The sequence below is a fragment of the Stenotrophomonas oahuensis genome, assembly GCF_031834595.1.
GTDB classification, from domain to species: Bacteria; Pseudomonadota; Gammaproteobacteria; order Xanthomonadales; family Xanthomonadaceae; genus Stenotrophomonas; species Stenotrophomonas oahuensis.
On sequence record NZ_CP115541.1, the window covers coordinates 4,073,097 to 4,097,703 of the forward strand.

Consider the following 24,607-nt stretch of genomic DNA (forward strand, 5'->3'; position numbering starts at 1 on the left):
CTTAACGCGGGTTGCCTATGCTGATTGTTCCATCAGGAGCAGCCGGGCAAGCCCGGCAATCGCCGGGAAGAGCCCGGTTTTACATTGGGAATGGCCGGGCAGATCCCGGCAATACAAGGAGATTGCATGAAGAAGCTGCACGTTGCCCTGTTCGCCGCCTGTCTGCTGGGGGCCAGCCCGCTGGCCTTCGCTGAAGCCGTCAACCTGACCAACAGCGCCGAAGGGGCCAATCGTGACGCGGGTATTACCGCGGTAAAGAAGAAACTGCAGGACGCCTGCGCGGATCGCAAGGGTACCGCCGATGCCGAGTCGTTCGAGGTGGTGTTCGAAAAGACCAGCGAGAACCCGGACGTGCCGAAGCCGTATTACGTGGATGGCAAGATGAAGTGCAATCTGCCGGGTTGACCCCAGCCCGTTCGCCCCCTTTCCGCCTGCTATAGTCCCCACCATCCAGCAATCACAAGGAATGGTCATGGGTCTGATCCAGGCGGTAAAGGGTGCGGTAGGCGGTGTTCTGGCCGACCAGTGGAAGGACTTCTACACGGTGCCCAACGGGCTGCCGTCCACGGCTGCGCTGTTCGCCGCCGTCCCCCGCGGCACCAATGCCGGCCGCGGCTCCAACACCAGCGGCTCTTCGAACATCATCAGCAACGGTTCGAAGATCGTCGTGCCGGAAGGCTACGGCCTGCTGCTGATGCAGGACGGGGCCATCACCGCCTTTGTCGCCGAAGCCGGCGGCTATGAATGGCGCTCGGATGACCTCAATTCGCAGTCGGTCTTCGCCGGCGACGGCATCGTCACCCCGCTGATCAAGCAGAGCTGGGAACGCTTCAAGTTCGGCGGCCAGCCCGGTGCGCAGCAGGCGGCGTTCTTCGTTTCGCTGAAGGAACTGCCTGACAACCGCTTCGGCACCCAATCGGAAATCTACTGGGACGACGCCTTCCTCAACACCCAGGTTGGCGCGGTCACGCGTGGCTCGTACACGCTGAAGATTGAAGACCCCATCCTGTTCGTGAAGAACTTCGTGCCGGCGGCCTACCTGCAGCCGGGCAAGGTGTTCGACTTCACCGACATGGACAACGCGGCCGCCAACCAGTTGTTCAATGAAGTGGTCAGCTCGCTGGCACCGGCCTTCAGCCTGTACAGCAATGACCCGGCCAAGGGCAACCGCATCACCAAGCTGCAGCAGGACTCGCTGGGCTTCGCCCAGAGCCTGTCCGCAGCGGTGGAACAGGGCTACCAGTGGAAGTCCGACCGTGGCCTGGCCATCGTCAAGACCGCCATTGTCTCCATCGAGTACGACGCCAACACCCGCGAACTGCTCAAGACGGTGCAGCGCGCCGACGCCCTGGCCGGCAGCCGCGGCAATTCCAATCTGCAGGCCAGCGTCGCCCAGGGCATCCAGTCCGCCGGCGAGAACGGCGGCGCGGCCGGCCTGATGGGCATCGGCATGGCCAGCGGCATGATGGGCGTGGGCAATCTGCAGCAGCCGGCCACCCCGGCGGCCGCACCGGTCGACGACACCGTGGCCAAACTGAAGAAGGCGAAGGAAATGCTCGACCTCGGGTTGATCACCCAGGCCGATTACGACGCCGCCAAGGCCAAGGCGCTGGGCCTGTAAGACGCAAGGCCGGCCATGAACAACCCAGGAAACACCCCGCCACCGCTGCCGCCGGTGCCGCCGCCGTTGCCCAAGGCAACGCTGGACGGCCCCGGCTCGCCGCAGGATGTCCCGCCCCTGCCCGGCAGCTTCCCGCTCGACCCGGCCACCCTGCCCGACCCGATCCGGGCCGAGATCGAAGCGCCTGATCCCGAGGCGCTGGACACCGCGGCCGCCGAACTGAAGGACGGCGTCAACCGCTGCCCGAAGTGCGGCTCCAGCGACGTGCGCCTGAAGATCGGCACCGACGTGCTGGTCTGCCAGTACTGCCGTCACCAGTGGCATGGCGACCGCGTGGAAGAAGCCTTTGGCCTGGGCGACGGTCTGGACCAGCTGCGCGGCACGAACATCGCCAGCGGTGCCCGCAACATCGACGCGGGCACCGCGGCACTGATGAGCTTCAAGTGCACCGGCTGCGGTGCCGAGGTCACCATCAACACCGAGAGCAGCATGACGGCCCGCTGCCACTGGTGCCGTCACGTATTCGGCGTCAACGAGCAGGTCTCCAACGGGGCCGTGCCCGATGCGGTGTTGCCGTTCCGGATCAGCAAGGACGACGCGGTTGCCCGCATCCGTCAGTTCGTCGACAAGCGCCGGCTGTTCGCACTGAAGGCGTTCAAAGACCAGTTCACCCCGGAAAACGTGGTCGGCGTGTACATGCCGTACATGATCGTGGACAGCAATGTCAGCGCGGCGGTCAGCGGCAAAGGCGAGATCCAGACCCGCGAATACACTGTGGGCAGCGGCGACAAGAAGAAGACCTATTACGACGCGGATGTGTACCAGGTGGACCGCCAGGTCGACTTCACCGTGGACGACCTGCCGCTGGAGTCTTCCGCCCAGCGCGGCAACCTGGACATCAAGGTCAACACCAACAACATCATCAACACCATCCTGCCGTTCGACACCAAGAACGCGGTGAAGTGGAACGCGTCCTATCTGCTCGGCTTCTCATCGGAGAAGCGCGACCTGGACGTGGAAAAGATGATGCCGCGGCTGGAAGACCAGCTGCTGTCCATCGCCCGTTCGGAGGTGCACAGCTCGGTGCGCCGCTTCAACCGCGGCGTGCGCTGGGAGCAGGAGCAACTGGAAGTGCACGGCACCCGCTGGGTGTCCATGTACCTGCCAGTGTGGCTCTATTCGTACCACCAGCCAGGCCGCAACGGCGGCATGCTGCATTACATCGCGGTCAACGGCCGTACCGGTGAAACCATGGGCAGCGTGCCGGTGCAGCAGTGGAAGCTGCTGCTGGCCGCGCTGACCACCGGCACGATCGTGGAAGCCCTTGTCATCGCCCTACTGGTAGCCAGCGCATGAGTGACGATAGTGGTCTTTGGTTGTTGGCGGCCGGCCCTGCGGCCGCCACAGGGTTGTACTGGGCGCTGTACCGGTATTACCGCAACACCGACAAGTCGCATGCGTTTGAGCGTGAGACCTTGGTGGAGGCAAAGCCGGTGACCGGTGACGAGCGCAGGGTGGCGACCAATAACGGGACGCAGGAACGGCGAATCCGTGGCGACAATGTGGGCGAGTATCGGAAGCGGGTGGCGCGGACGCGGTGACGGGTTACGGGGTGACGCATGACGCGCATGGCGCGTCACTACGGATGCGGGGCGTTGGTAGAGTCGGTCGACAGACGACTGCCGATAACAATGATCGGCACGGTAACGCATGAAGTTCGCCTGGTTGGAGCCCATGCCGATGATGACTTGAAGGTTTCTTGAAGTCACCTCGGCATCCTCGGGTCAACCCAACCCAAGGAGCGTTCCATGTTACGCACAATTCTGGCGGCCATCCTGATGGCACTGCCCCTCTCCGCCTTGTCCGCCCCTGCCCCCGACACGGTCCTGATGATCGTCAGCGGCGAAGGCCGCGACGCCGGCAAGACCCGCCCTGGCTACGAATTCGACGAGGTGTCCCAGGCCTGGCTGATCTTCAAAGCCAACGGCTTGGCCGTGGAAGTAGCCAGCCCGCAAGGCGGTCCGGTCGAGGCCGACAAGTACAATCCGGAAGAACCCTTCAATACCCAGTTGCTGACTGACCAAGACGCCATGGGCAAGCTGGCCAACACCCGCAGGATTGCCGACCTGCAGGCATCCGACTACGCCGCGGTTTACGTCGTCGGCGGCAAGGGGGCCATGTTCGACCTGCCTCGCCACGCCCCTTTGCAGGCACTGATCACCGATGCGTGGCAACGCGGCGCGGTGGTCGCGGCGGTCTGCCACGGTCCGGCAGCGCTGGCACCGGTACGTCTGGCAGACGGCACCGCGCTGGTGGCCGGGCGCAAGGTGACCGGCTTCAGCAACGAGGAGGAAGCCCTGTTCGGCAAGAAGTGGGCAAAGGAGTTTCCGTGGCTGCTTGAGGACGCGCTTCGTGAACGTGGCGGGCAATGGAGCGAAGCCCCGCTGATGATGCCGCATGTGGTTACGGACGGCCGCCTGGTCACCGGACAGAACCCCTACTCGACACCTGGCGTGGCCGAGGCCATCGTGCGCGCTATGGGCCGGAGCCCCCTTGGCACGCCAGCCCGGACGTGACGAAAAGGCCATGGCAGTCGTCAATCAGCTGCGCAGCGGCGATATTGAAGGCGCGGCGGCCGCCATCAAGCGCGATCCCGCCGGGCACCATGTGGAGCTGATCGGCATGCTGGGCTACTACCAGGCCGAAGCGGCCAGCGACGACGCCACTGCGCTGCGCCCGGCGCTGCAGACGATGGAACTGGCCGCCCCGTACATGACCGAGCCTCAGCTCACCCTCGGCATCGCCGACGCCCATCTGCGTCTGGGCGACCGCGTAAAGGCCCGCGCACTGGTCCAAACGGTACTGGACGCCTCCCCGGGCATGGAACAGGCTGTGACCCTGCTGAAACGGATCGACGGTTGAGATGATGGCAAGCCCCGCCCTGCGTGTACTGGTGATCGAGGACAACCCGGTGCTGCGCGACAACCTGGCCCCGCTGCTGTCCACGCACGGAATGCAGGCGGACTTTGCCGCCGACGGTCTGAGTGGACTGCAGGTGGCACTGGCCAACCCGCCTGATGTGCTGGTGCTGGACATCGGGCTTCCGGGGCTGGACGGTCTGCGGGTGTGCGAACAGTTGCGCGCCCGCAGTGACCGCCACATTCCCGTACTGATGCTCACCGCACGGGATGCGCTGCAGGACACGCTGGCCGGGTTCCGCAGCGGTGCCGACGACTACCTGGTGAAGCCCTTTGCGGGGGCCGAACTGGTGGCCCGCTGTCTGGCACTGTCGCAGCGCCATCGGCTGGGCACTCCGCACGTGCTGCGTGTCGGCAGCCTCAGCATCGACCGACGTACACACGCAATCGAACGTGCGGGCACGCCTCTGGCATTGCCCCACACCGCCATGCAGCTGCTGCTGGTGCTGGCCGAGGCCTGGCCACGCACGTTGACCCGCAGTGAGCTGGTCGAGCGTCTATGGGGTGATGAGCCTCCAGAGTCCGACCCGCTGCGAACGCACCTGTACACCTTGCGCCAGGTGATGGACAAACCATTTGCCGTACCCCTGCTGAGGACGGTGCATGGGGTCGGGTTCCGGCTGGAAGCCGATCAATGAGCGCATCCCTTTCACCGCGTCGCCGCCTGCGCCACCGGTTGATGGCGGCCTTCGCTGGATTCGCGTTGCTGGTCGCGGCGCTGTACGGGTTCTACGCCGTGGTGTTCGTATATCTCGTCGAAGACCAGATGTTCAGCGGGCTGCTGCAGCAGGAAGCCCAAGCCCAGCAGACCCATCATGCCCAGACCGGGCAGTGGCGCACCCCGGCACTCGCCTTCATGCAGATGCATCAGGACGCTGCCACCCTGCCGGACGGCCTCGGCGCGCGGCTGGCCGCCGAGCCCTGGCGGCGCGAGTTCGCCGGTGAGGGCGGACGCCACTATCACCTGCTGCGCCTGGACGTGCCTGCACCGGCGTGGCTGGTCGCCGAGGTCAGCCAGCAGTTGGTCGTGCGGCCGATGCGCGGCGGCATCGCGCAATGGCTGGGGTGGTCCGGCCTGGCCGTCGTGGTGCTCGCCCTGCTGATCGGCGCGTGGCTGGCACGACGGATGACCGCACCCCTTACAGAACTGGCGACTTTGGTCGATCGCGCCACGCCAGCACAGCTGCCGCATGGCTTGGCAGAGCGCCTGCCCGATGACGAGGTGGGGGCGCTGGCGCGTACGCTGCAGCGCCTCATGACCCGCATTGAGGAATTCGTGGCACGGGAACGGGAGTTCACCCGCGACGCCAGCCACGAGCTGCGCACCCCGCTCGCGGTGATCCGCAGTGCGTGCGAGCGTATATCGCTACGCAGGGACATCGCTCCGGATGTGTACCAACAGGTGGCGTATATCCATCAATCGGCACAGCAGCTGGAGCGCACGGTCAGCACTTTGTTGATGCTGGCGCGTGAGGAGCATGAGCGGGAAATCGCTCGCGAGGTAGCCCTGCTGCCCCTGCTGGAGCGGGCTATTGTTGACCACGCGATGCTTCTCGAGGGACGCGGTATCGACGTTGACCTGCAGGTGCCTGCGACCGCGAAGGCGCTTGTGGCCCCAACAGCGCTTCAGATCGTGGTCTCCAATCTGGTCGGCAACGCCTTCGCACATGCACCCGCTGGAACGGTCTCAATCGTCGTCAGCGATGACAGCCTGCACATTGCCAATGTCGGCGCTGGAGTCAATGCCGCAGCGATGGAACCGTTCGTGCGCGGCGCAGACAGTGCCGGGTACGGACTGGGGTTGGCCATTGTGCGGCGGGTGTGCGAACGGCACGGGTTTGGGTTCGAAGCGGGCAGCGTTGATGGGCGCGTGGAGGTTTCGGTGCGTCTACCGACAACCTGAATACGCGCCTGTCACATAATCGATACGCGGATCCGGCAAATGTCCTGAATGGGTGGCAATTTTCGTGGACCTACCCCACCCCGGTGCACTACTGTCCGCATCAGGGGGTAAGGGAGGACGAGACCGTGCTGGAAGAACGCACCAACGACCTGCTGAACGACGAAGCGCGGCAGTTCTCACTGCTGCTGAACTCGGTCACGGATTACGCCATCTACATGCTGGATACCGAAGGGCTGATCCGCACCTGGAATCCGGGCGGCCGCCGCATCAAGGGTTACACCAACCGCGAGGTCGTCGGCACGAGCTTCACCCGCTTCTATCTGCCCGAAGACATCGAGGCCGGCGTACCTGAGCGCAATCTGCACACCGCCGCCACCGAGGGCCGCTACGTCGGCGAGGGCTGGCGCGTGCGCAAGGACGGCACCCGCTTCCGCGCCAGTGTGGTCATCGACCCTATCCGCGTGGACGGCGAGCTGATCGGCTACGCCAAGGTCACCCGCGACATCACCGAGCGACACGTAGCCCAGCAGCGCCTGCAGGAAGCCCAGGCCAACCTGCTGCAGGCGCAGAAGCTGGAAGCTATCGGCAAGTTCACCTTGGGCATGGCCCATGACTTCAACAATCTGCTGACCGTCATCATCAACTGCCAGGACCTGCTGGAGGCCAAGGTGCAGGACGAAGGGTCGGCCAAGCTGGTCGATACCACCCTGCGTGCTGCCGAGCGCGGTGCCCTGCTCACCCGGCAACTGCTCAGCTTCGCGCGCGGCCAGACGCTGGCACCGGAACGGCTCGATCTGAATGACGTCATGCGTGAATGCGAAGGCGTGCTGCGCCGTTCTGCCGGCGACGCCATTGCCCTGCAACTGGACCTGGCCGACGACCTGCCCACCTGCGCCGTCGACCGGACACAATTGGAAACTGCCGTACTGAACCTGGTCTGCAACTGCCGCGATGCAATGAACGAGGCCGGACGCATCTGCATCCACACCGCCTTGCAGTTCACCCAGGACCCGGCCCGGCCCGAGCAGCCCCCCACTGCCTTCGTACGGTTGTCAGTGCACGACAACGGCCCCGGCATTCCAAAAGAACAGCAGGCACGCGTGTTCGAGCCGTTCTTCACCACCAAGCCGGTCGGCAAAGGCAGCGGCCTGGGCCTAAGCCAAGTGTTCGGTTTCACCGCACAGTCGGGCGGCTTCACCCGCCTGATCAGTGAACCCGGTCACGGAACGTGCGTGGAGATGTATTTTCCTGCGGTGTGAAGATCGCTTCATCAACTCACACTCACATCGCACGCGGTATCACTGGCTCACACCAGATGACGGTGATCGGCGATGCAGTCACTGATCAGCGTGGATGAAGCCACCCACGCCGTACATGCGCAGTCCCGCACCCGCACCATCGAATCGATGGCGCTGGCCGATGCCGTCGGCCGGGTGCTGGCCGATGAGGTGATGGCCGAGCGCGCGCACCCGCCGTTCGACCGGGTCACCATGGACGGCATTGCCACCCGATGGCGGCCGGTGATGCCGGCGCTGCTGCGTGTGATCGGCGCGCAGACGGCAGGCGGTTACGGCCAGGCCCTCACCGACGCCGATACCTGCATCGAGGTCGCCAGCGGTGCGCTGTTGCCGGAAGGCTGTGACTGCGTCATTCCGATCGAGCAACTGGTGCGTTCTGCACAAGGCTACGCCCTGGCCTCCTCTGCCAGCCCCAGCCGTGGACAATTCATCCACCGACAGGGCGCGGATTGCCCGGCGGACGCGGTGGTGCTGGACGCCGGCATCCGCATCGGAGCCCCGCAGATGGCGGTGTTGGCCGCCAATGGCGTGGCCACGGTGAACGCGGTGCGCCTGCCGACGATTGCCATCGTGGCCACCGGTGAAGCCCTGCTGGACGTAGCCGCGCCCCTGCAGCCGGCCCGGATCCGGCGCTGCAGCGACCTGGCGATGATGGCCGCACTGCGTGCCGCAGGCTTCAGCGAGGTCACGGTGCAGCCGTTGTCCGAAGACCCGGATGTGCTGGGAGCCAATCTATCGCGATTGCTGCAGGGCCACGACGTACTGGTGCTTTCCGGCGGGGTCACGCTGGGCCAGCGTGACTACTTGCCCACCACACTGGAAAGCCTGGGCGTTCGCTGCATTTTCCAGGGCGTGGCCCAGCAGCCCGGCCGCGCCATGTGGTTCGGCATCGGTCCGGCGGGGCAGCGGGTGTTTGCCCTGCCCGGCAACCCGTTCTCGTCCCTGGTGTGCACGGCCCGCTATGTGCGGCCTGCGCTGCTGTCGAGCCTCGGTTTGGGCATTGTCGCGTGCGAACAGGTGCGCCTGGCGGCAGCGGTGCCTGCGCACACCCTGGCGCAGTTCGTTGCGGTCCGCCTGCGCCGCGATCCCAATGGCGACGTTCTCGCACAGCCGGTGCCACCACGCAGCAACGCCGACGTCACCACCCTGGCCGCCACCGACGGCTTCGTCGAAGTACCCGCCGGGCTGGCCTGCGAAGTGGGCCACGCGCTGCCCCTGTACCGCTGGTGACACACCCCCTTCACCCCATCACCACGACAATGCCGTAGTGACACGCCATGCGTGTCATCCATACACTGCAATCGCCACGCGGCCCCTACCGCCTGCCCCCTGCCGAGCTCCCTTTGACCGCGCCCCAAACGCCCGACCCCCGCAGCGAACGCGCCACCGAAAGCGTCAACATGGCGCTGGCCGCCGGTGCCATTGTCGGCACTTGGTTCTGGGACGTCGCCAATGACCGCCTCACCATTGACGAAGCCCTGGCCCGTGCCTTCGGTCTGGATCCGGACATCGCCCACAGCACGCTGCGCCTGGATGAGGTGCTGGGTGGCGTGCACCCGGACGATGTGGCCGGCCTGAGCACGGCCATCAACGCCGCCGTCCAGCACGGCGGTCGCTTCGCCCACCAGTACCGCACCCGCAGCGAAGACGGCGGCTACCACTGGCTGGAAGGCATCGGACGGGTGGACCTGGATGCCAACGGACGCCCGACCGGCTTCCCCGGTGTGATCATCGACATCAGCGAACGCCGCCGCTTCGAGCGCGAGCGCGATGATGCCCAGCAACTGCTGCGCTCCTTTGTCGAGGCCGCACCCGGCGTGGTGTACGCCAAGGACCGCCAGGGCCGGATTCTGATCGGCAACCGGGGCACCACCGAATTGATCGGCCTGCCGCCGGATCAGTACGTCGGCCGCACCGACGCCGAACTGTTGAACGACGCCGTGCAGGCCGCCACCGTCATGGCGACGGACGAGCGCATCATGTCCAGTGGTGAATCCGAACAGGTGGAAGAGGAAGTCAGCTTCCCTGACGGCCGCCGCGCCTACTGGCTCTCCACCAAATCACCGCTGCGCGATGCGGCCGGTGCCGTGGTCGGGCTGGTCGGCACCTCGCTGGACATCACCGATCGCAAGAATGCCCACGACGCCCATCGCGAGATCGAAGAGCGCTACCGCCTGGCCGCTCAGGCCACCAATGATGCGATCTGGGACTGGCGTATCAGCGATGGCCAGGTGATCTGGAACGAAGCGCTGGGCAGCCTGTTCGGCCACGAAACCAGCGAAACCACCGCGCAATGGTGGCTGGAGCACATTCACCCCGACGACCGCCAACGCATCGACCGCGACATCCATGCAGTGATTGAGGGCCATGGCAGCAGCTGGAGTGACGAGTACCGCTTCCGCCGCTTTGATGGCAGCTACGCCATTGTGTTTGATCGCGGCGCGGTGCTGCGCAATGCCGACGGCGAGCCGGTGCGCATGATCGGTGCCATGCTCGATCTTTCCGACCGCTATGCCACCGAAGCACGGCTGAAGGAATTGAACGAACAGCTGGAAACGCGCGTGCGCGAAGAAGTCGCCGAGCGCCTGCGGGTAGAGGAAGCGCTGCGCCAGAGTCAGAAGATGGAAGCGGTGGGTCACCTCACCGGCGGCATTGCCCACGACTTCAACAACATGCTGGCCACCGTCATCGGCCCGCTTGACCTGCTGGAAGCCCGCCTGGCCGGCAGCGACCCGCGTGCCGCCCGCTACATCGAGATGGCGATGGACAGCGCAACCCGCGCGGCCCAGCTGACCCAGCGCCTGCTGGCGTTCTCACGGCAGCAGCCGCTGCAGCCCACCGCGGTGGACACCAACAAGCTGGTGGCCGGCATGAGTGATCTGCTGGTGCGCTCGCTCGGCAGCAGCGTACAGCTGGAAACCGTGCTGGCCGGTGGTCTGTGGTGGACGCACGCCGACCCCAATCAGCTGGAGAACGTGATTCTCAATCTTGCGGTGAACGCACGCGATGCCATGCCCGGCGGTGGGCGGCTGAAGGTGGAAACCTGCAACTGTTCGGTGGCCTCCAGCTTCACCGAAGACCATCCCGGCGTCGCCCCTGGCGAGTACGTGCTGATCGCCGTCTCCGACACAGGCAGCGGGATGCCGCCGGAGGTGCTGGCCAAGGCGTTCGATCCGTTCTACACCACCAAGGACGTCGGCCAGGGCACCGGGCTGGGGCTGTCGCAGGTGTATGGCTTCGTGCAGCAGAGCGCGGGCCAGGTGAAGCTGTGCTCGGAAGTGGGCGTGGGCACCACGGTGAAGGTGTACCTGCCCAAGCTGCAGGCCGAGCGCGAGCCGGCACCACCGGTCGAGCCTCGCACGGCTCCTCTGCCGGGGGGCGGGAAGGAACTGGTGCTGGTGGTGGACGACGAACCGCTGGTGCGCCAGTTCTCGGTGGAGGCGCTGGCCGAGCTGGGGTACCAGGTATTGGCGGCAGATGGGGCGGCTGCGGCACTGGAATTGATGGACCGGAATCCCGGCATCGACCTGTTGTTTACCGATGTGGTGATGCCGGAAGTCAACGGGCGGCAACTGGCGGATCAGGCGCTGGCGCGCCGGCCGGGGTTGAAGGTGTTGTTTACCACCGGCAACAGCCGCAATGCGCTGGTAGATGAGGGGGTGCTGGATGAGAACGTGCACCTCATTGGAAAGCCGTTTACGGTTTCGGAATTGGCGACGCGTGTGCGGGCGGCGTTGAACGCGTGATGCGTTGACGCGCATGGCGCGTCACTACGCGCCCCCCCTGTAGTGACACGCCATGCGTGTCAAACGTAAACCTTCAGAAAGAATGGGCGGCACCGGCACCCGACATCCAGCCGGTGCCGCCTCTCCTCCGGCGTCTCCCCCGCCTTACAACTGTACGAATCGTTGCAGCTTGCGCGCGAGCCAACCGCTGAACACCAGCGGCGCATCCAGCGCGGACACACAGATACACGGAACGCCCGGTGCGGTCACCGGCTGATGCTCGACATCCGAATCCAGATCTGCCACATCGCCGGCCGCGAACAAGCCCAGCGCATCGTTGTAAGAACCCTGCAGCACCTGGGTGAGCTCGCTGCCCCCGTGGCTGTGCACCGGCAGACTCTTACCCGGTGCAATTTTGAGCATGATGAGCGAAGGCATGTCGCGAGCGCGTGTGCAATACATGCCGGGACCGATCCACTTCCAACGCACCGTGCTCAAGCGCTCACCAAAGTACGGCTGCAGCGCCGCCGGCATACGATCTGGATCAGTGCCATCGCGCAATGGCACAGTGTCCGCATACAACGCGGTCACCTTGCCCGCATCCACAGGCGCTTCACTCTCCAATCGCGCCAGCATCACATCGCGCAATGCGTCACGCTGTACGGATGCGATTTCCGGCTGGGTCTGCTCCAGCAACGCCGCTCCAATCGCCTCCGCCGCGCGCAGCCGCTGGCGACACTCCCCACAGCGCTCCAGATGCGCGCTGGCGACCACTGCCAGCGGGGCCGGCAATGCGCCGGCCGCCAGGCTCATCAAGGTCGCGTCGTCCAGGTGATGGTGCGGGCGCATCAGACGCCCCCCACTTTTGACTGCAACTGCAGGAACGCCCGCCGCAGGTGTGACTTCACCGTGCCCAGCGGCATGCCCAGGGCCAGGGAGATTTCGCCGTGGCTTTTGGCCTCGAAATACGACATACGCACCAACCTTGCCTGCACTGCCGGCAGCTCCTGGATGCGCTGGCGTAAGCGCGCATCATCAGCAAACTGCTCGGCGCTGGTGCGCTCCGGCACGTCCTGCTCGGCGGCCTGCTCCACCACAGCCTGTGCATGCGCCCAGCCGCGCTCGTGGCGCACCCGGTCAATGTGCAGATTGCGCGCGATCCGGAACAGCCACGTGCTCAGCGCGCTCTGCGCCGGGTCGAAGTGATCGGCGTGCAGCCACAACCGCAGCAGGCTCTCCTGCGCCAGTTCCTCGCCGATGCCATCCGGCGCGCCCAGGCCACGCAGGTACACGCACAGCCGCGGCATGAAATAGTCGTAGATGCGCATGAAACACTCGCGGTCGCGGAACTGCGCCACGCCGGCCATGTCGCCGGCCCAGTTGATGGGGTCGCTCGTCGGCTGCGGTGAAGCTGAGGCCATGCGGGCGGTCTCGAAGCAGGTCGTCGCGTTGTTGCGCTCAGAGTACATCGGCGGTGGGGGCGGTCAAGTGGCAGGACATGACCTTCCTACGCACCACAGCTGCAATTGGATGCAGACCAAAGTCGCATGCATCCAAACGCCGCCGCCCTGCGTAGAACAGTTACGCACTCCACAGGAAGCGCTTTCATGGCCGCTGCGGCACCCCCGCCTCGTCGTTCACGCCTGCACCAGACGGTGCGCCGCTGGTTTGACACCTCGGCAAGTGAACCCTGCGTGGATGCCGCGTCTGCACGGCGTGTGGACTGGCTGCGCGCCCTGCCCTTCGTGCTGCTGCATCTGGGCTGCCTGGGGGTGATCTGGGTAGGGATCTCCTGGACAGCCGTAGGCGTTGCGGTGGCACTGTATGCGGTGCGGATGTTCGCCATCACCGGCTTCTATCATCGCTATTTCTCTCATAAAACTTTCACTACCTCACGTCCGGTGCAGTTCGCATTTGCAGTCATCGGCGCAGCCAGCGTGCAGCGCGGCCCGCTCTGGTGGGCGGCGCACCATCGTCACCATCACCGCCACGCCGACCAGCCGCTGGACCCCCATTCACCTAACCACGGCGGGTTCTGGCGCAGCCATATGGGCTGGTTCCTCACCCGTGAGGCATTCGTCACAGATTTCAGCCGTATTCCCGACCTGGCGCGTTTTCCTGAACTCCGCTGGCTGGATAGATTCGATACTGTGGTACCGGTGTTGCTGGCCGTTGTGCTGTATGCGCTGGGTGAAGCATTGGCGCACTTTGCGCCGTCGCTGCACACCAGCGGCGCGCAGTTGCTTGTGTGGGGCTTCTTCATCTCCACCGTTGTACTGTTCCATGCAACGGTCACCATCAATTCGCTGGCACACCGTTTTGGCCGGCGCCGTTTTCCCACCCAGGACGACAGCCGCAACAACCTCTGGCTGGCCCTGCTCACCTTTGGCGAGGGCTGGCACAACAACCACCACTTCTTTCCGGGAACAGTTCGGCAGGGCTTCCGCTGGTGGGAAGTCGACATTACCTGGTACGGGCTGCGCGGCATGGCGGCACTGGGCCTGGTCAGTGGTCTGAAGCCGATCCCGGAATGGGTATTGACCAAGGCGAGGTACTGATCATGCGCATCGCGGTCATTGGTTCGGGCATTGCAGGGTTGGCCACCGCATACTGGCTGGATGGCGAACACGAAGTCACCCTGTTCGAAGGTGAGGATTATCTCGGCGGGCACACCCACACCCACGACGTGAAAGTCGCCGGCCAGAGCATGGCCGTAGACACTGGCTTCATCGTCTTCAATCCACAGCACTATCCGCTGCTCAGCGGTCTGCTCAACGAGTTGGGGGTGGCGTCCCAGCCCACCACCATGAGCTTCTCCGCGCATAGCGAGCGCACCGGCGTGGAGTACAACGCGACCTCGCTGGACGGCCTGTTCTGCCAGCGCCGGAATCTTCTGTCACCGCGCTTCTGGGGCATGTTGCGCGATCTGCGGCGTTTCTATCGGGAAGCACCGGCACTGCTGGATGAGCCCGAAGGCCCCACCCTCGGCCAGTACCTGCGCCGGCATCGCTATGGCTCCGCCTTCGTGCAGGAGCACCTGCTGCCGATGGCGTCGGCGCTCTGGTCTTCGCCGACGGCACAGATCCTCGATTTCCCTGCACGCTACCTCGTGCAGTTCATGGCCAACCACCAGATGCTGCAGATGACCGAGCGCCCCGAGTGGCGCGTGGTCAGCGGCGGTTCGGCGCGTTACATCGATGCACTGCGCAAGCGCTGGCACGTGCGCGAGCGCATTGGCTGCCCGGTGTACCGGGTCGAGCGCACGCAATGGGGCGCGCTGGTCTACACCCTCACCACGGTAGAAGGTTTCGACCACGTGGTGTTCGCCTGCCACAGTGACGAAGCGCTGGCGATCCTGAAAGATCCCGACCCGGTCGAACACGAGGTGCTGGGCGCGATCCAGTACCAGGCCAACCAGGCCGTGCTGCACACCGACGCCAGCCTGTTGCCGCGCAATCGCAAGGCCTGGGCGGCATGGAACGCGCACATCCCCAACGACACCCGCGCGCCCTGCACGGTCAGCTATTACATGAATGCCCTGCAGGGCCTGCCGGGTGACACCCCGCTGATCGTCACCCTCAACCGCACCGCCGACATCGACCCTTCGAAGATACTGAAACGCTGCTACTACGCCCACCCGGTTCACGACCACGCGGCCGTGCGGGCACAGGAACGCTGGGCCGAGGTGCAGGGCCGCCGCAATACCTGGTTTGCCGGCGCGTACTGGGGCTGGGGCTTCCATGAAGATGGCATCCGCAGCGCACGGCGTGTGGTGGATGCGCTGCGCGCTGCCACTGCAGGCCAGGAAGAGGTGCCGTGGGAGGTGGCCATCGCATGAGCGCCAGCGCGCTGTATGTCGGGCAGGTCACCCATCGCCGGCACCGGCCGCACGCGCATGCATTCACCTACCCGATCGCCCAGTTGTTGATCGACCTGGATGAACTTCCGACGCTGTTCAAGCGTCGCTGGCTATGGTCGGTAAACCGGCCCAACCTCGCGCAGTTCAAACGCAGCGACTTTCTCGGCGATCCACAGCAACCGTTGGCCGAAGCCGTGCGCGACCGTGCAGCCGCCATGCTCGGCTACCGCCCGGCCGGGCCGGTGCGCCTGCTGGCCCACCTGCGCTACGGCGGCCATGTGTTCAACCCGGTCAGCTACTACTACTGCTACCAGCCCGATGGCGAACAGCTGGACTGCGTGGTCGCCGAAATCACCAACACGCCGTGGAAAGAGCGGCATGCCTACGTGCTGCCGGTCGCCCAGGCCGAGCAGCACGGCCGTGCCCTGCGCTGGCAGTTCGACAAGGCCTTTCATGTGTCTCCGTTCATGCAGATGGACTGCCGCTACGACTGGCGCTTCACCGCGCCAGGTGACGACCTCAACGTGCACATGCAGGTCTGGCGCGATGGCGAGCGCCAGTTCGACGCCACCCAGCAGCTGCAGCGTCGTCCGCTGGACGGCCCCGGGCTGGCCAAGGTGCTGCTGCGCTACCCGTTGATGACCCTGCAGGTGGTCGCCGCCATCCACTGGCAGGCGCTGCGCCTGTGGCTGAAGCGCAACCCCGTGTACGACCATCCCGCGCTTTCTGGAAAACGCTCATGAATCACGTTTCACCCGACATCCCCGCTCCGCGTCTGACCGCGCTCGAGAGTTTCCTGCGCGGGCGGTTGCTGGCGCAGCTTGCGCCGCTGCAGCACGGTTTCCTGCAGGTGCGAGATGCGCGCGGGGAAGTGACGCTTGGCGATTCGACGGCCGGTGACGGCCCAACCGTCACGGTTTCGATCAGCGATCCCGCTTTTTACCGCAAGGTCGCCGCGCAGGGCAGCGTCGGTGCCGGCCAGTCCTACATCGACGGGGACTGGGAATGCGATGACCTGGTCGGGCTGATTCGCCTGCTGGTACGGAACCGGCACCTGCTGGACGGCATGGAACGTGGACCCGCGCGCCTGGGCGGAGCCCTGCTCAACCTGTGGAACCAGCTGCGCCGCAACACCCGTGCCGGTAGCCGCCGCAACATCGCCGCGCATTACGATCTGGGCAACGACTTCTTTTCGCTGTTCCTGTCGCCCGACCTGATGTACTCGTCGGCGCTGTTTGCCAGCGAGGATGAAACGCTGGAAGTGGCGTCCACCCGCAAGCTGGACCGCATCTGCCAGCAGCTGCGGCTGCAGCCGGGCGACCGCGTGGTCGAGATCGGCACCGGCTGGGGCGGCTTCGCCGTGCATGCCGCCGCGCACTACGGTTGCCACGTCACCACCACGACCATTTCCGCCGAACAGTACGCACTGGCCCGCCAACGGGTCAAAGCCGCTGGCCTGCAGGACCGGGTGACGGTACTGATGCGCGACTATCGCGACCTGGAAGGCCAGTACGACAAGCTGGTCTCCATCGAGATGATCGAGGCCATAGGCGCGCAGTACCTTGAGGTCTATTTCGCCACCCTGCAGCGGCTGCTCAAGCCCACCGGCCTCGCGCTGCTACAGGCCATCACCATTGAGGACCACCGCTACGAGCAGGCGCTGCGCAGCGTGGATTACATCAAGCGCTTCGTGTTCCCGGGCAGCTTCATTCCTTCGCTTGCAGCCATTGCGCAGGCCAAGACGAGCGCCAGCGACCTGCAGATGATCCAGCAGTTCGACTTCGGCCACTCCTACGCGCTCACCCTGCGCGCCTGGCGCAAGCGCTTCATGGGGCAGCGGCTGCTGGTGCGCGCGCAGGGTTTCGACGAGCGCTTCATCCGCCTGTGGGAGTTCTATCTGGCGTACTGCGAGGGCGGCTTCCTGGAACGCTCCATCGGCGTATCGCACCTACTGCTGGCACGGCCGGACTATCGTCCGCCGCTGGAAGGGCTGCCGTCATGAAACCGCTGTGGTGGGTGCTGATATACGCGGTGATCATCATGAGCTGGGGCTGGGCGTGGCAGCGCCGGCACCAGAACATCGGGGTGGTCGACGTGCTGTGGGCCAAGGGCGTGGCGGCCGGCGCACTGCTGCTGGCCTGGCTGGGTGACGGGGCGCACGCGCCGCGCATCGCGCTTGCGGTGCTGGGCGGGCTTTGGGGAAGCCGGCTCGCGTTGCACCTGTGGCAGCGCGTGCGCCACGAGTCCGAGGACGGCCGCTATCAGTACCTGCGTGCGCATTGGGGAGGCCACCAAGGGAAAATTTACGGGTTCTTCCTGGCCCAGGCACTGCTGGTGGTGCTGTTCGCCCTGCCCTTCGCCGCCGTGGCCGCCAATCCGCGCGAAGGTTTCACTGGCTGGGTCGCCGCCGCCGTGTTGGTGTGGCTGCTCAGCGTGGGCGGAGAAGTGCTGGCAGATCGACAGCTGGCGCGCTTCCGTGCTGACCCGGCCAACAAGGGGCGCACCTGCCGGGATGGGCTGTGGCGCTACAGCAGGCACCCCAACTACTTCTTCGAGTGGCTGCACTGGTTCACCTACGTGCTGCTGGCGGTGGGCTCGCCGCTGTGGTGGCTGGCGTGGAGCGGCCCGGTGGTGATGTATGTGTTCCTGCGCTACCTCAGCGGCGTGCCTTTTACCGAAAAACAGGCGCTGCGCAGCCGCGGAGACGACTACCGCCGCTATCAGCGCAGCACACCGATGTTCTTCCCCTGGTTCCCACATGACGCGCACGAGGACACCCCATGAACGCCACCGCCTCGTCACAGACGCCGCAGGACACCGAACTGGGACTCACCGGCTGGGCCGAACGCGGCTGGGTGCCCGACCGCGCCTTGCGCTGGGGCATCCGCCGGCTGTGCGGCCAGCGCCTGCAGGACGAACTGGCCGGCGGCGCGCATGCACAGCAGCAGCGCTTCGGGCGCATGCTGTCCGAACTGTCGGGCAGTCCGCTGGCGCTGCACGTCGACGAAGCCAACCGCCAGCACTATGAAGTGCCGGCCGACTTCTTCAAGGCCTGCCTGGGGCCGCGGCTGAAGTACAGCAGCTGCTTCTATCCCACCGGCAACGAGACCCTGGCCGAGGCCGAAGAGGCCATGCTCAGCCTGTATGGAGCCCGCGCCGGGCTCGCCGACGGCCAGGACGTGCTTGAGCTGGGCTGCGGCTGGGGCTCGCTGACCCTGTGGATGGCCGAGCGCTTCCCCAACATGCGCATCACCGCCGTATCCAACTCGCGCAGCCAGCGCAGCTACATCATGGAGCAGTGCATGCTGCGCGGCCTGCATAACGTGCAGGTGCTGACCCGCGACGTAAACCAGCTGGTGCTGCCCGCCGACTCGTTCGACCGCTGTGTGTCGGTTGAAATGTTCGAGCACATGCGCAATTACGAAACCCTGCTGGGGCGAATTGCCGGCTGGCTGCGGCCCGATGGCGCGTTGTTCGTGCACATCTTCGCGCATCGCACGCTGATGTATCCGTTCGAGACCGGCGGCGAGGACGACTGGATGGGGCGGCATTTCTTCACCGGCGGCCTGATGCCAGCAGCCGACACCCTGCTGCATTTCCAGAATGACCTGCAGCTGCAGGACCGCTGGCTGATTGACGGCACCCATTACGAAAAGACCGCCAACCACTGGCTGGCCAACCAGGACGCGGCCCGCGCCGAGCTGATGCCAATCCTCACGCAGACCTACGGTGATGCGGCGGTACTGTGGTGGCAACGCTGGCGCATGTTCTGGATGGCCTGCGCCGAGCTGTTCGGCTATGACAACGGCCAGCAATGGCTGGTGGCGCATTACCTGTTCCGCCCTCGTTGAAGGAGGCTGCCATGCGTCTGTTCACGATGATTCCGCTGCTCACCGTTGCGCTGCTCGGCGGTGCCTGCAGCGCCCGCGACCTGCCGCCGCTGCCGCGCATGGATGCGGTGGATGTGCCGCGCTTCATGGGCGACTGGTATGTGATCGCGCATATTCCCACCCGGCCTGAGCGCGAGGCGTTTGATGCGGTGGAGAGCTATGCGCTGCGTTCGGATGGACGCATCCAGACGACCTTTACCTACCGCAAGGGCAGTTTCCAGGCACCGAAGCGGACCATGAATCCGATTGGGCGCGTGGAGAAGGAAGGTAATGGCGCGGTGTGGGGCATGCAGTTTGTGTGGCCGATCCAGGCCGAGTACATTATTTCGTGGCTGGACCCGGGGTACACCCAGACCATTGTTGCCCGCAGCAAGCGCGACCATGTGTGGTACATGGCGCGCAAGCCGCAGGTGTCGGAGGCCGACTACCAGGCCGCGGTGGCGCGGATCAAGGCGTTGGGGTATGACACCAGCAAGTTGAGGCGGGTGCCGCAGTCGCGGCGGTGACCCGGCGATGGTGTTGGATTGATGCTGTGTTTGTGGCTTTGGTAGAGGCGGTCGCAAGACGCCTGCCGATAACGGTGATCGGCGCTTTAACGCATGGCCCCTGCCGGGCTAACGCCTCCGTTCCACGTTCATGCCCTACCGAACGATGCACCGTTATCGGCAGTCGACTGTCGTGCGACTCTACCAATCCCCGTCATGCCCGGTACGGCTCGGGCCCATCGCGTACAGCGCGCCCGTTCAACACGTTAATGCCCGCACCCCACCCCGTAATCCCCTCGGCCGGCGCATCACCGCTTGACCCCGGTTTCCAACGCCAACCGAACCGCCTGTGCGGTATCCCGGCGCAATACGGTCGCGGCCGCACAATGTGCCACCCCGATGCGCCTCAGATACCCATTCTCGGTGGCGTAGGACTGCATCCTTACATACGCCTCCAGCAGGTCCTCCAGAACGCACATCGCATCCTCGCGCTCATCCCACGCGGCGCACTGGAAATCCTCGAACAACCGCAGGTCGATATTCAGTTCCATCGCAGCCTCCTGTTCAACGAATGTGGTCGGCGTGGATGTCGATGAAGAACACCCGCCGCTTCACATTGCTCTGGTCCAACGCCAGCACATGCTTGGCCGGCGACACCAGCGTCAACGTCATCTTGCCGGCGTCGGCTTCCACCATCAGCGTGCCGCCGCCGCGCCAGCCGATCTCGTTCAACCAGTAGCCGTACAGCACCACCATCGACGGGGGCTCGTCCTGCGGTTCGCCCTTGCAGGACACGTTGATCGGTGCGGCCACGCTGAAGCGCATCAGCGAGGTGTCGAATGTCTCGGGATCGTTGATATCTGGTTCGGGCGCGTCGGCCCAGTGATTCTGCATGACAGTCTCCCTGTAAGAAGCGCCCCTCGCCGGAGTGGCGAGGGGGTAAGTCGGGAGGTTCGAACCCGTCCAAAGCAAACGGCGTGGCTGTTCCCCTGTTGAGGGTGTTGTATTAACCACCCTCCCGACGCAGGGACATCAAATACTACCGCTTTGGCAGGAGGTTCGAAGCTCCTGCGCCAACCTTGGACCAGGTGTACGGCGAAGCAAACCATTATTTTTCGCGCCGCATCGCACAAAATTGAACATGCTCCTACGTACGTCGTAATCGACGCGAAATCGTGAGACGGAAGTCTCGTTTTTCCGCGAAATTCGAAGGGTTGCGACAGCGCGATGTCGTAATCGGGCCAAAGGACGAGAATCGATCACGTAGCGCACAGGGGAACGACGCATGTCGCTGCTGCCCCATTCGCCGCACGAAGCACGGGTAGAGTCGCACGACAGTCGACGGCCGATAGTGGTGCATCGCCCGGTGGGGCATGAACACGGGACGGAGGCGTTAGAGTGCACAAGCACTGCCAATGTTGACCTTCATTTCATGGGCTGGCAGCCGCGTCAGATGCCTTTATCTGCATACTGCAGGCTTCTGTCCTTGCCAAACGGGTGAGGATGAGATCAGATTTTCAACTGCTGTGCCTAGGCGACTTTGCTGACCATCAAGATAGGTCGCGCGAACAACGCTCCCTTTCCTCTGCAGTGCAATGGAGTCCGACTCTCCGACCGCCAGGACGATAAGGTCGCCTCGGCTCTTGATCTTCATGAGCACTGGAGCAACGGGCCCTCCCTCGTATCTCTGCACGAGTACATAGCCGCCTTCCGCCTCACTGACGAATGACAGTTCAATTCCCAGCAGGTCTCCCGTATCGGGGTGTATGCACAGGTTTGAATAGGTACCCCTCAGTGCTTGGCTCTCACCGCCAAATGCAATCCCAGGTAGCGCCGGCAGACCCAGCAAAAGAACGATGGGCATAAGCAACTTGACCGCAAGGATTTGTGCGCTCTTTACGCGCTTCTCATACTCTTGGTAATTGAACAGGCCGTCCTGTGCGAGGGCCTGCAACCCGGTAGCCACAAGCACAAAGCCCGGAAGGGCGCTTCGGCAATCACGGGTCTTACTATCAATGCGGGATGCCTTGCCCACCCGCCCATCCCTGGCTGAGATCATGTCCGCTAAATCCTTGTGTGAAGGTAGCAATAGACAGCGATAGCTGTGGCGACTCTTGCATGCCCTCTCCCCACCCTGTCAAGCCCCATCCATTCACGTCATCCAAGTGAGATACGCTGGCCGGGACGTATCTCATTCATGCCTCACGGAAGTGCGAGTGAGACGCTGCGAGGCCATCGGCCGATGGGACATGATCGGCAGCGGACACGTTCTCCTGGAAAGCTCCATGCGTCAAAGCGCCGATCACCGTTATCGGCAGGCGTCTTGCGACCGCCTCTACCGAATCTACTGACGCCGACTCAGTAGGTTTACAGAGGCCGGCACCGTCCCCGGATGTTGAACTGCAACTCTCTCCCGCGCAGGAAGACCCGGCCATGGCCAAGCCCCCGTTCAAAGGTGTGATCAAGCTCGACATCCGCGATTCCAAAGCTGACTGGGCCCCCTTCCTGCCCCCGACCGCGCCGAAAGACGCGCCCAACATTCTGATCGTGCTGTACGACGACACCGGTCAGGCCGCATGGGAACCCTATGGCGGCGCAATCAACATGCCCACGCTGCAGAAACTGGCCGACAACGGGCTGACCTACACCCAATGGCACACCACCGCGCTGTGCTCCCCCACCCGCTCGTGCTTCCTGACCGGGCGCAATCATCACCTGAATGGGATGTCCGCGATCACCGAAGCCGCCAACGGCTTCCCGGGCTGGTCCGGGCGCGTACCCGAAGAGTGCATGTCGGTGGGCCAGGTGCTGCAGGACAACGGCTACAGCACGTTCTGGATCGGCAAGGACCACAACGTGCCCGAGCAGGACATCTGTGCCGGCGGGCCGAAGTCGGAGTGGCCGCTGCAGAAGGGCTTCGACCGTTATTACGGGTTCCTCGGCGGCGAAACCAACCAGTGGTACCCCGACCTCACCCAGGACAACGTATTCATCGACCAGCCGTACGGCCCGGAAGACGGCTATCACCTGTCGCGCGACCTGACCGACCAGGCGCTGCAGATGATCCGCGACCAGAAGGCGTCCAATCCCTCCAAGCCTTGGTTCCTGTGGTTCTGCCCCGGTGCGAATCACGCCCCGCATCACGCCCCAAAAGAGTACATCGACAAGTACAAGGGCAAGTTCGATGAAGGCTATGACGCCTACCGCAAGTGGGTGGTGCCGCGCATGATCGAAAAAGGCATGCTGCCCGCCGGCACCTCGGTGCCGGACTTCAACCCGATGCCCGATGACCAGGCCAATGCGGGCGACTACGTGAAGCCGTGGGACAGCCTGAGCGCCGACGAGAAGCGTCTGTTCGCGCGCATGGCCGAGGTCTATGCCGGCTTCTCCGAGTACACCGACGCACAGGTGGGACGCATCATCGACTACCTGGAGAAGAGCGGTCAGCTCGACAACACCATCGTGTTCTACTGCTCCGATAACGGCGCGTCCGGCGAAGGCAGCCCGACCGGGTCGGTGAACGAGAACAAGTTCTTCAACAACTACCCGGATTCGCTGGAAGAAAACCTGAAGTACATCGATGTGCTCGGCGGGCCGGAAACCTACAACCACTACCCCACCGGCTGGGCGGCGGCGTTCTCGGCCCCGTACAAGATGTTCAAGCGCTACGCCGAGTATGCCGGCGGCACCTGCTGCCCGATGGTGATCCACTGGCCGAAAGGCATCAAGGCCAAGGGCGAAGTGCGCAACCAGTACCACCACGCGGTGGACATCGTGCCTACCATTCTGGAGTCGATCGGCCTGTCGATGCCCGACACCTATCGCGGCGTGAAGCAGCACCCGTTGTCCGGGGTGTCGATGAAGTACAGCTTCGAGAAGGACGGCCCCACGCAGAAGAAGCGCCAGTACTACGCAATGCTGGGCACGCGCGGCATCTGGGAGGACGGCTGGAAGGCCGCTGCGGTGCACGCACCGCTGACCAGCAAGGGCCATTTCGACCAGGACCGCTGGGAGCTCTACCACGTGGACGAGGACCGCTCCGAGTCGAAAGACCTGGCCAAGGAGCATCCGGACAAACTGAAAGCGCTGGTGGATGTCTGGTTTGCCGAGGCCGACGCCAACAACGTGCTGCCGCTGGATGACCGTACCGCCGCGGAGGTGCTCGGCATTGAACGCCCCAGTACCGAGGCGGTGCGCGAACGGTACGTATACTACCCGGGCACTTCGCCAGTTCCCGAAGGCGTCGCGGTGAATGTGCGCGGCCGCTCTTACAAGATCATTGCCGAGGTCGAGATCAAGGACGCCGACGCGTCCGGTGTGATCTTCGCGCATGGGTCGCGGTTTGGCGGGCACAGCCTGTTCATCAAGAAGCGCAAGCTCTACTACGTGTACAACTTCCTGGGTATCAAGCCCGAGCAGACCTTCGTGTCCACCACTGAACTGAAGCCGGGCACCTGGACGCTGGGCATGGAGTTCGAGCGCACCGGCCAGGGTGAGCATGGCGAGTCGCTGGGCAGGACCAAATTGTACGTAAACGACAAGGTCGAGGCCGAGGGCGACATGAAGACCCAGCTGGGCAAGTTCACCCTGTCCGGTGATGGGTTATGCATTGGCCGCGACAGTGGTGATGCGGTGAGCGGCGAATACACCACGCCCGGCGAATTCAAGGGGGGTGAGATCCTGGCCGTTGGCGTCACCGTGGAGAAGGCACAGTACCTGGATCTGGAGAAGCTGGCGGCGGCCGCATTCGCGGTGGATTGACCAGGCTTCACGCGCATGACGCGCATGGCGCGTCACTACAGGACCGCGCCTGTAGTGACACGCCATGTGTGTCATCGCGGACTGTGT

General features: G+C 64.6%; 24 protein-coding genes. 19 read left to right on the top strand and 5 right to left on the bottom strand.

The features are described from left to right. The first annotated feature begins 126 nt into the window (after positions 1 to 126). The 11 genes from PDM29_RS18110 to PDM29_RS18160 all read left to right on the top strand — a co-directional run bounded on the left by PDM29_RS18110 (position 127) and on the right by PDM29_RS18160 (position 11,546). Positions 127 to 405: a hypothetical protein gene (locus tag PDM29_RS18110; RefSeq protein WP_311191433.1), complete on the top strand. Its 279-nt coding sequence runs from the start codon at positions 127 to 129 to the stop codon at positions 403 to 405. A gap of 67 nt (positions 406 to 472) precedes the next feature. Further along, the gene (locus PDM29_RS18115; protein WP_311191434.1) at positions 473 to 1,621 is read left to right on the top strand and encodes an SPFH domain-containing protein; all 1,149 of its coding nucleotides are present in this window, start codon (positions 473 to 475) and stop codon (positions 1,619 to 1,621) included. 15 nt (positions 1,622 to 1,636) lie between these two features. After that, positions 1,637 to 2,977 (top strand): TFIIB-type zinc ribbon-containing protein, encoded by a 1,341-nt coding sequence (locus PDM29_RS18120; RefSeq protein ID WP_311191435.1) that lies wholly within the window; start codon positions 1,637 to 1,639, stop codon positions 2,975 to 2,977. Continuing rightward, entirely contained in the window at positions 2,974 to 3,222 is a 249-nt protein-coding gene (locus PDM29_RS18125; RefSeq protein WP_311191436.1) for a hypothetical protein, read from the top strand. Before PDM29_RS18120 ends, PDM29_RS18125 begins: the two co-directional genes overlap by 4 nt. Before the next feature lie 207 nt (positions 3,223 to 3,429). Further along, the gene (locus tag PDM29_RS18130) at positions 3,430 to 4,197 is read left to right on the top strand and encodes a type 1 glutamine amidotransferase domain-containing protein (protein ID WP_311191437.1); all 768 of its coding nucleotides are present in this window, start codon (positions 3,430 to 3,432) and stop codon (positions 4,195 to 4,197) included. A 10-nt stretch (positions 4,198 to 4,207) separates the two neighbouring features. Further along, the gene (locus tag PDM29_RS18135) at positions 4,208 to 4,543 is read left to right on the top strand and encodes a hypothetical protein (RefSeq protein ID WP_311191438.1); all 336 of its coding nucleotides are present in this window, start codon (positions 4,208 to 4,210) and stop codon (positions 4,541 to 4,543) included. A gap of 4 nt (positions 4,544 to 4,547) precedes the next feature. Next, positions 4,548 to 5,237, top strand: coding sequence for a response regulator transcription factor (locus tag PDM29_RS18140; RefSeq protein WP_425508690.1), 690 nt, complete (start codon positions 4,548 to 4,550; stop codon positions 5,235 to 5,237). Then, positions 5,234 to 6,502 carry a sensor histidine kinase gene (locus PDM29_RS18145; RefSeq protein WP_311191439.1) on the top strand — a complete coding sequence of 423 codons (1,269 nt, stop codon included), beginning with the start codon at positions 5,234 to 5,236 and terminating at the stop codon, positions 6,500 to 6,502. The genes PDM29_RS18140 and PDM29_RS18145 overlap by 4 nt, the downstream gene beginning before the upstream one ends. Positions 6,503 to 6,627: 125 nt before the next feature. Continuing rightward, positions 6,628 to 7,761: a two-component system sensor histidine kinase NtrB gene (locus PDM29_RS18150; protein ID WP_311191440.1), complete on the top strand. Its 1,134-nt coding sequence runs from the start codon at positions 6,628 to 6,630 to the stop codon at positions 7,759 to 7,761. A 72-nt stretch (positions 7,762 to 7,833) separates the two neighbouring features. Then, positions 7,834 to 9,030 carry a molybdopterin molybdotransferase MoeA gene (locus tag PDM29_RS18155; RefSeq protein ID WP_311191441.1) on the top strand — a complete coding sequence of 399 codons (1,197 nt, stop codon included), beginning with the start codon at positions 7,834 to 7,836 and terminating at the stop codon, positions 9,028 to 9,030. Between the two features lie 113 nt (positions 9,031 to 9,143). Then, positions 9,144 to 11,546 (top strand): PAS domain-containing hybrid sensor histidine kinase/response regulator, encoded by a 2,403-nt coding sequence (locus PDM29_RS18160; protein ID WP_311191442.1) that lies wholly within the window; start codon positions 9,144 to 9,146, stop codon positions 11,544 to 11,546. Positions 11,547 to 11,690: 144 nt separating this feature from the next. Here PDM29_RS18160 and PDM29_RS18165 read toward each other — a convergent pair whose 3' ends face one another. Together PDM29_RS18165 and PDM29_RS18170 are read right to left on the bottom strand one after the other, a co-directional pair. Then, positions 11,691 to 12,374, bottom strand: a complete 684-nt coding sequence (locus tag PDM29_RS18165) for a ChrR family anti-sigma-E factor (protein ID WP_311191443.1) — start codon at positions 12,372 to 12,374, stop codon at positions 11,691 to 11,693. Continuing rightward, the gene (locus PDM29_RS18170) at positions 12,374 to 12,994 is read right to left on the bottom strand and encodes a sigma-70 family RNA polymerase sigma factor (protein ID WP_311191444.1); all 621 of its coding nucleotides are present in this window, start codon (positions 12,992 to 12,994) and stop codon (positions 12,374 to 12,376) included. The genes PDM29_RS18165 and PDM29_RS18170 overlap by 1 nt, the downstream gene beginning before the upstream one ends. 138 nt (positions 12,995 to 13,132) lie before the next feature. On the opposite strand from PDM29_RS18170, the gene PDM29_RS18175 reads away from it, so the two are divergent. Genes PDM29_RS18175 through PDM29_RS18205 form a run of 7 tightly spaced genes read left to right on the top strand, consistent with a single transcriptional unit; the run spans position 13,133 to position 19,780 of the window. Further along, positions 13,133 to 14,083: an acyl-CoA desaturase gene (locus PDM29_RS18175; protein ID WP_311191445.1), complete on the top strand. Its 951-nt coding sequence runs from the start codon at positions 13,133 to 13,135 to the stop codon at positions 14,081 to 14,083. Between the two features lie 2 nt (positions 14,084 to 14,085). Continuing rightward, entirely contained in the window at positions 14,086 to 15,363 is a 1,278-nt protein-coding gene (locus PDM29_RS18180) for an NAD(P)/FAD-dependent oxidoreductase (protein ID WP_311193830.1), read from the top strand. Next, entirely contained in the window at positions 15,360 to 16,127 is a 768-nt protein-coding gene (locus PDM29_RS18185) for a DUF1365 domain-containing protein (RefSeq protein ID WP_311191446.1), read from the top strand. Before PDM29_RS18180 ends, PDM29_RS18185 begins: the two co-directional genes overlap by 4 nt. Further along, positions 16,124 to 17,386 (top strand): class I SAM-dependent methyltransferase, encoded by a 1,263-nt coding sequence (locus PDM29_RS18190; RefSeq protein WP_311191447.1) that lies wholly within the window; start codon positions 16,124 to 16,126, stop codon positions 17,384 to 17,386. The genes PDM29_RS18185 and PDM29_RS18190 overlap by 4 nt, the downstream gene beginning before the upstream one ends. Beyond that, positions 17,383 to 18,168, top strand: a complete 786-nt coding sequence (locus tag PDM29_RS18195; protein ID WP_311191448.1) for a DUF1295 domain-containing protein — start codon at positions 17,383 to 17,385, stop codon at positions 18,166 to 18,168. The genes PDM29_RS18190 and PDM29_RS18195 overlap by 4 nt, the downstream gene beginning before the upstream one ends. Next, positions 18,165 to 19,235, top strand: a complete 1,071-nt coding sequence (locus PDM29_RS18200; protein ID WP_311191449.1) for an SAM-dependent methyltransferase — start codon at positions 18,165 to 18,167, stop codon at positions 19,233 to 19,235. The genes PDM29_RS18195 and PDM29_RS18200 overlap by 4 nt, the downstream gene beginning before the upstream one ends. Positions 19,236 to 19,246: 11 nt before the next feature. Continuing rightward, on the top strand, positions 19,247 to 19,780 hold the full coding sequence (locus PDM29_RS18205) for a lipocalin family protein (protein WP_311191450.1): 534 nt from the start codon (positions 19,247 to 19,249) through the stop codon (positions 19,778 to 19,780). A gap of 287 nt (positions 19,781 to 20,067) precedes the next feature. On the opposite strand, the gene PDM29_RS18210 is transcribed toward PDM29_RS18205, so the two are convergent. The 3 genes from PDM29_RS18210 to PDM29_RS18220 form a co-directional block, all read right to left on the bottom strand. Then, positions 20,068 to 20,310: a hypothetical protein gene (locus PDM29_RS18210; protein WP_311191451.1), complete on the bottom strand. Its 243-nt coding sequence runs from the start codon at positions 20,308 to 20,310 to the stop codon at positions 20,068 to 20,070. Positions 20,311 to 20,323: 13 nt separating this feature from the next. Beyond that, entirely contained in the window at positions 20,324 to 20,653 is a 330-nt protein-coding gene (locus PDM29_RS18215) for a hypothetical protein (RefSeq protein WP_311191452.1), read from the bottom strand. A 565-nt stretch (positions 20,654 to 21,218) separates the two neighbouring features. Beyond that, positions 21,219 to 21,818, bottom strand: a complete 600-nt coding sequence (locus PDM29_RS18220) for a hypothetical protein (protein WP_311191453.1) — start codon at positions 21,816 to 21,818, stop codon at positions 21,219 to 21,221. 374 nt (positions 21,819 to 22,192) lie between these two features. Between PDM29_RS18220 and PDM29_RS18225 the strand changes: the two genes are divergently transcribed. Beyond that, positions 22,193 to 24,520, top strand: a complete 2,328-nt coding sequence (locus tag PDM29_RS18225) for an arylsulfatase (protein ID WP_311191454.1) — start codon at positions 22,193 to 22,195, stop codon at positions 24,518 to 24,520. The last annotated feature ends 87 nt before the right edge of the window (positions 24,521 to 24,607 follow it).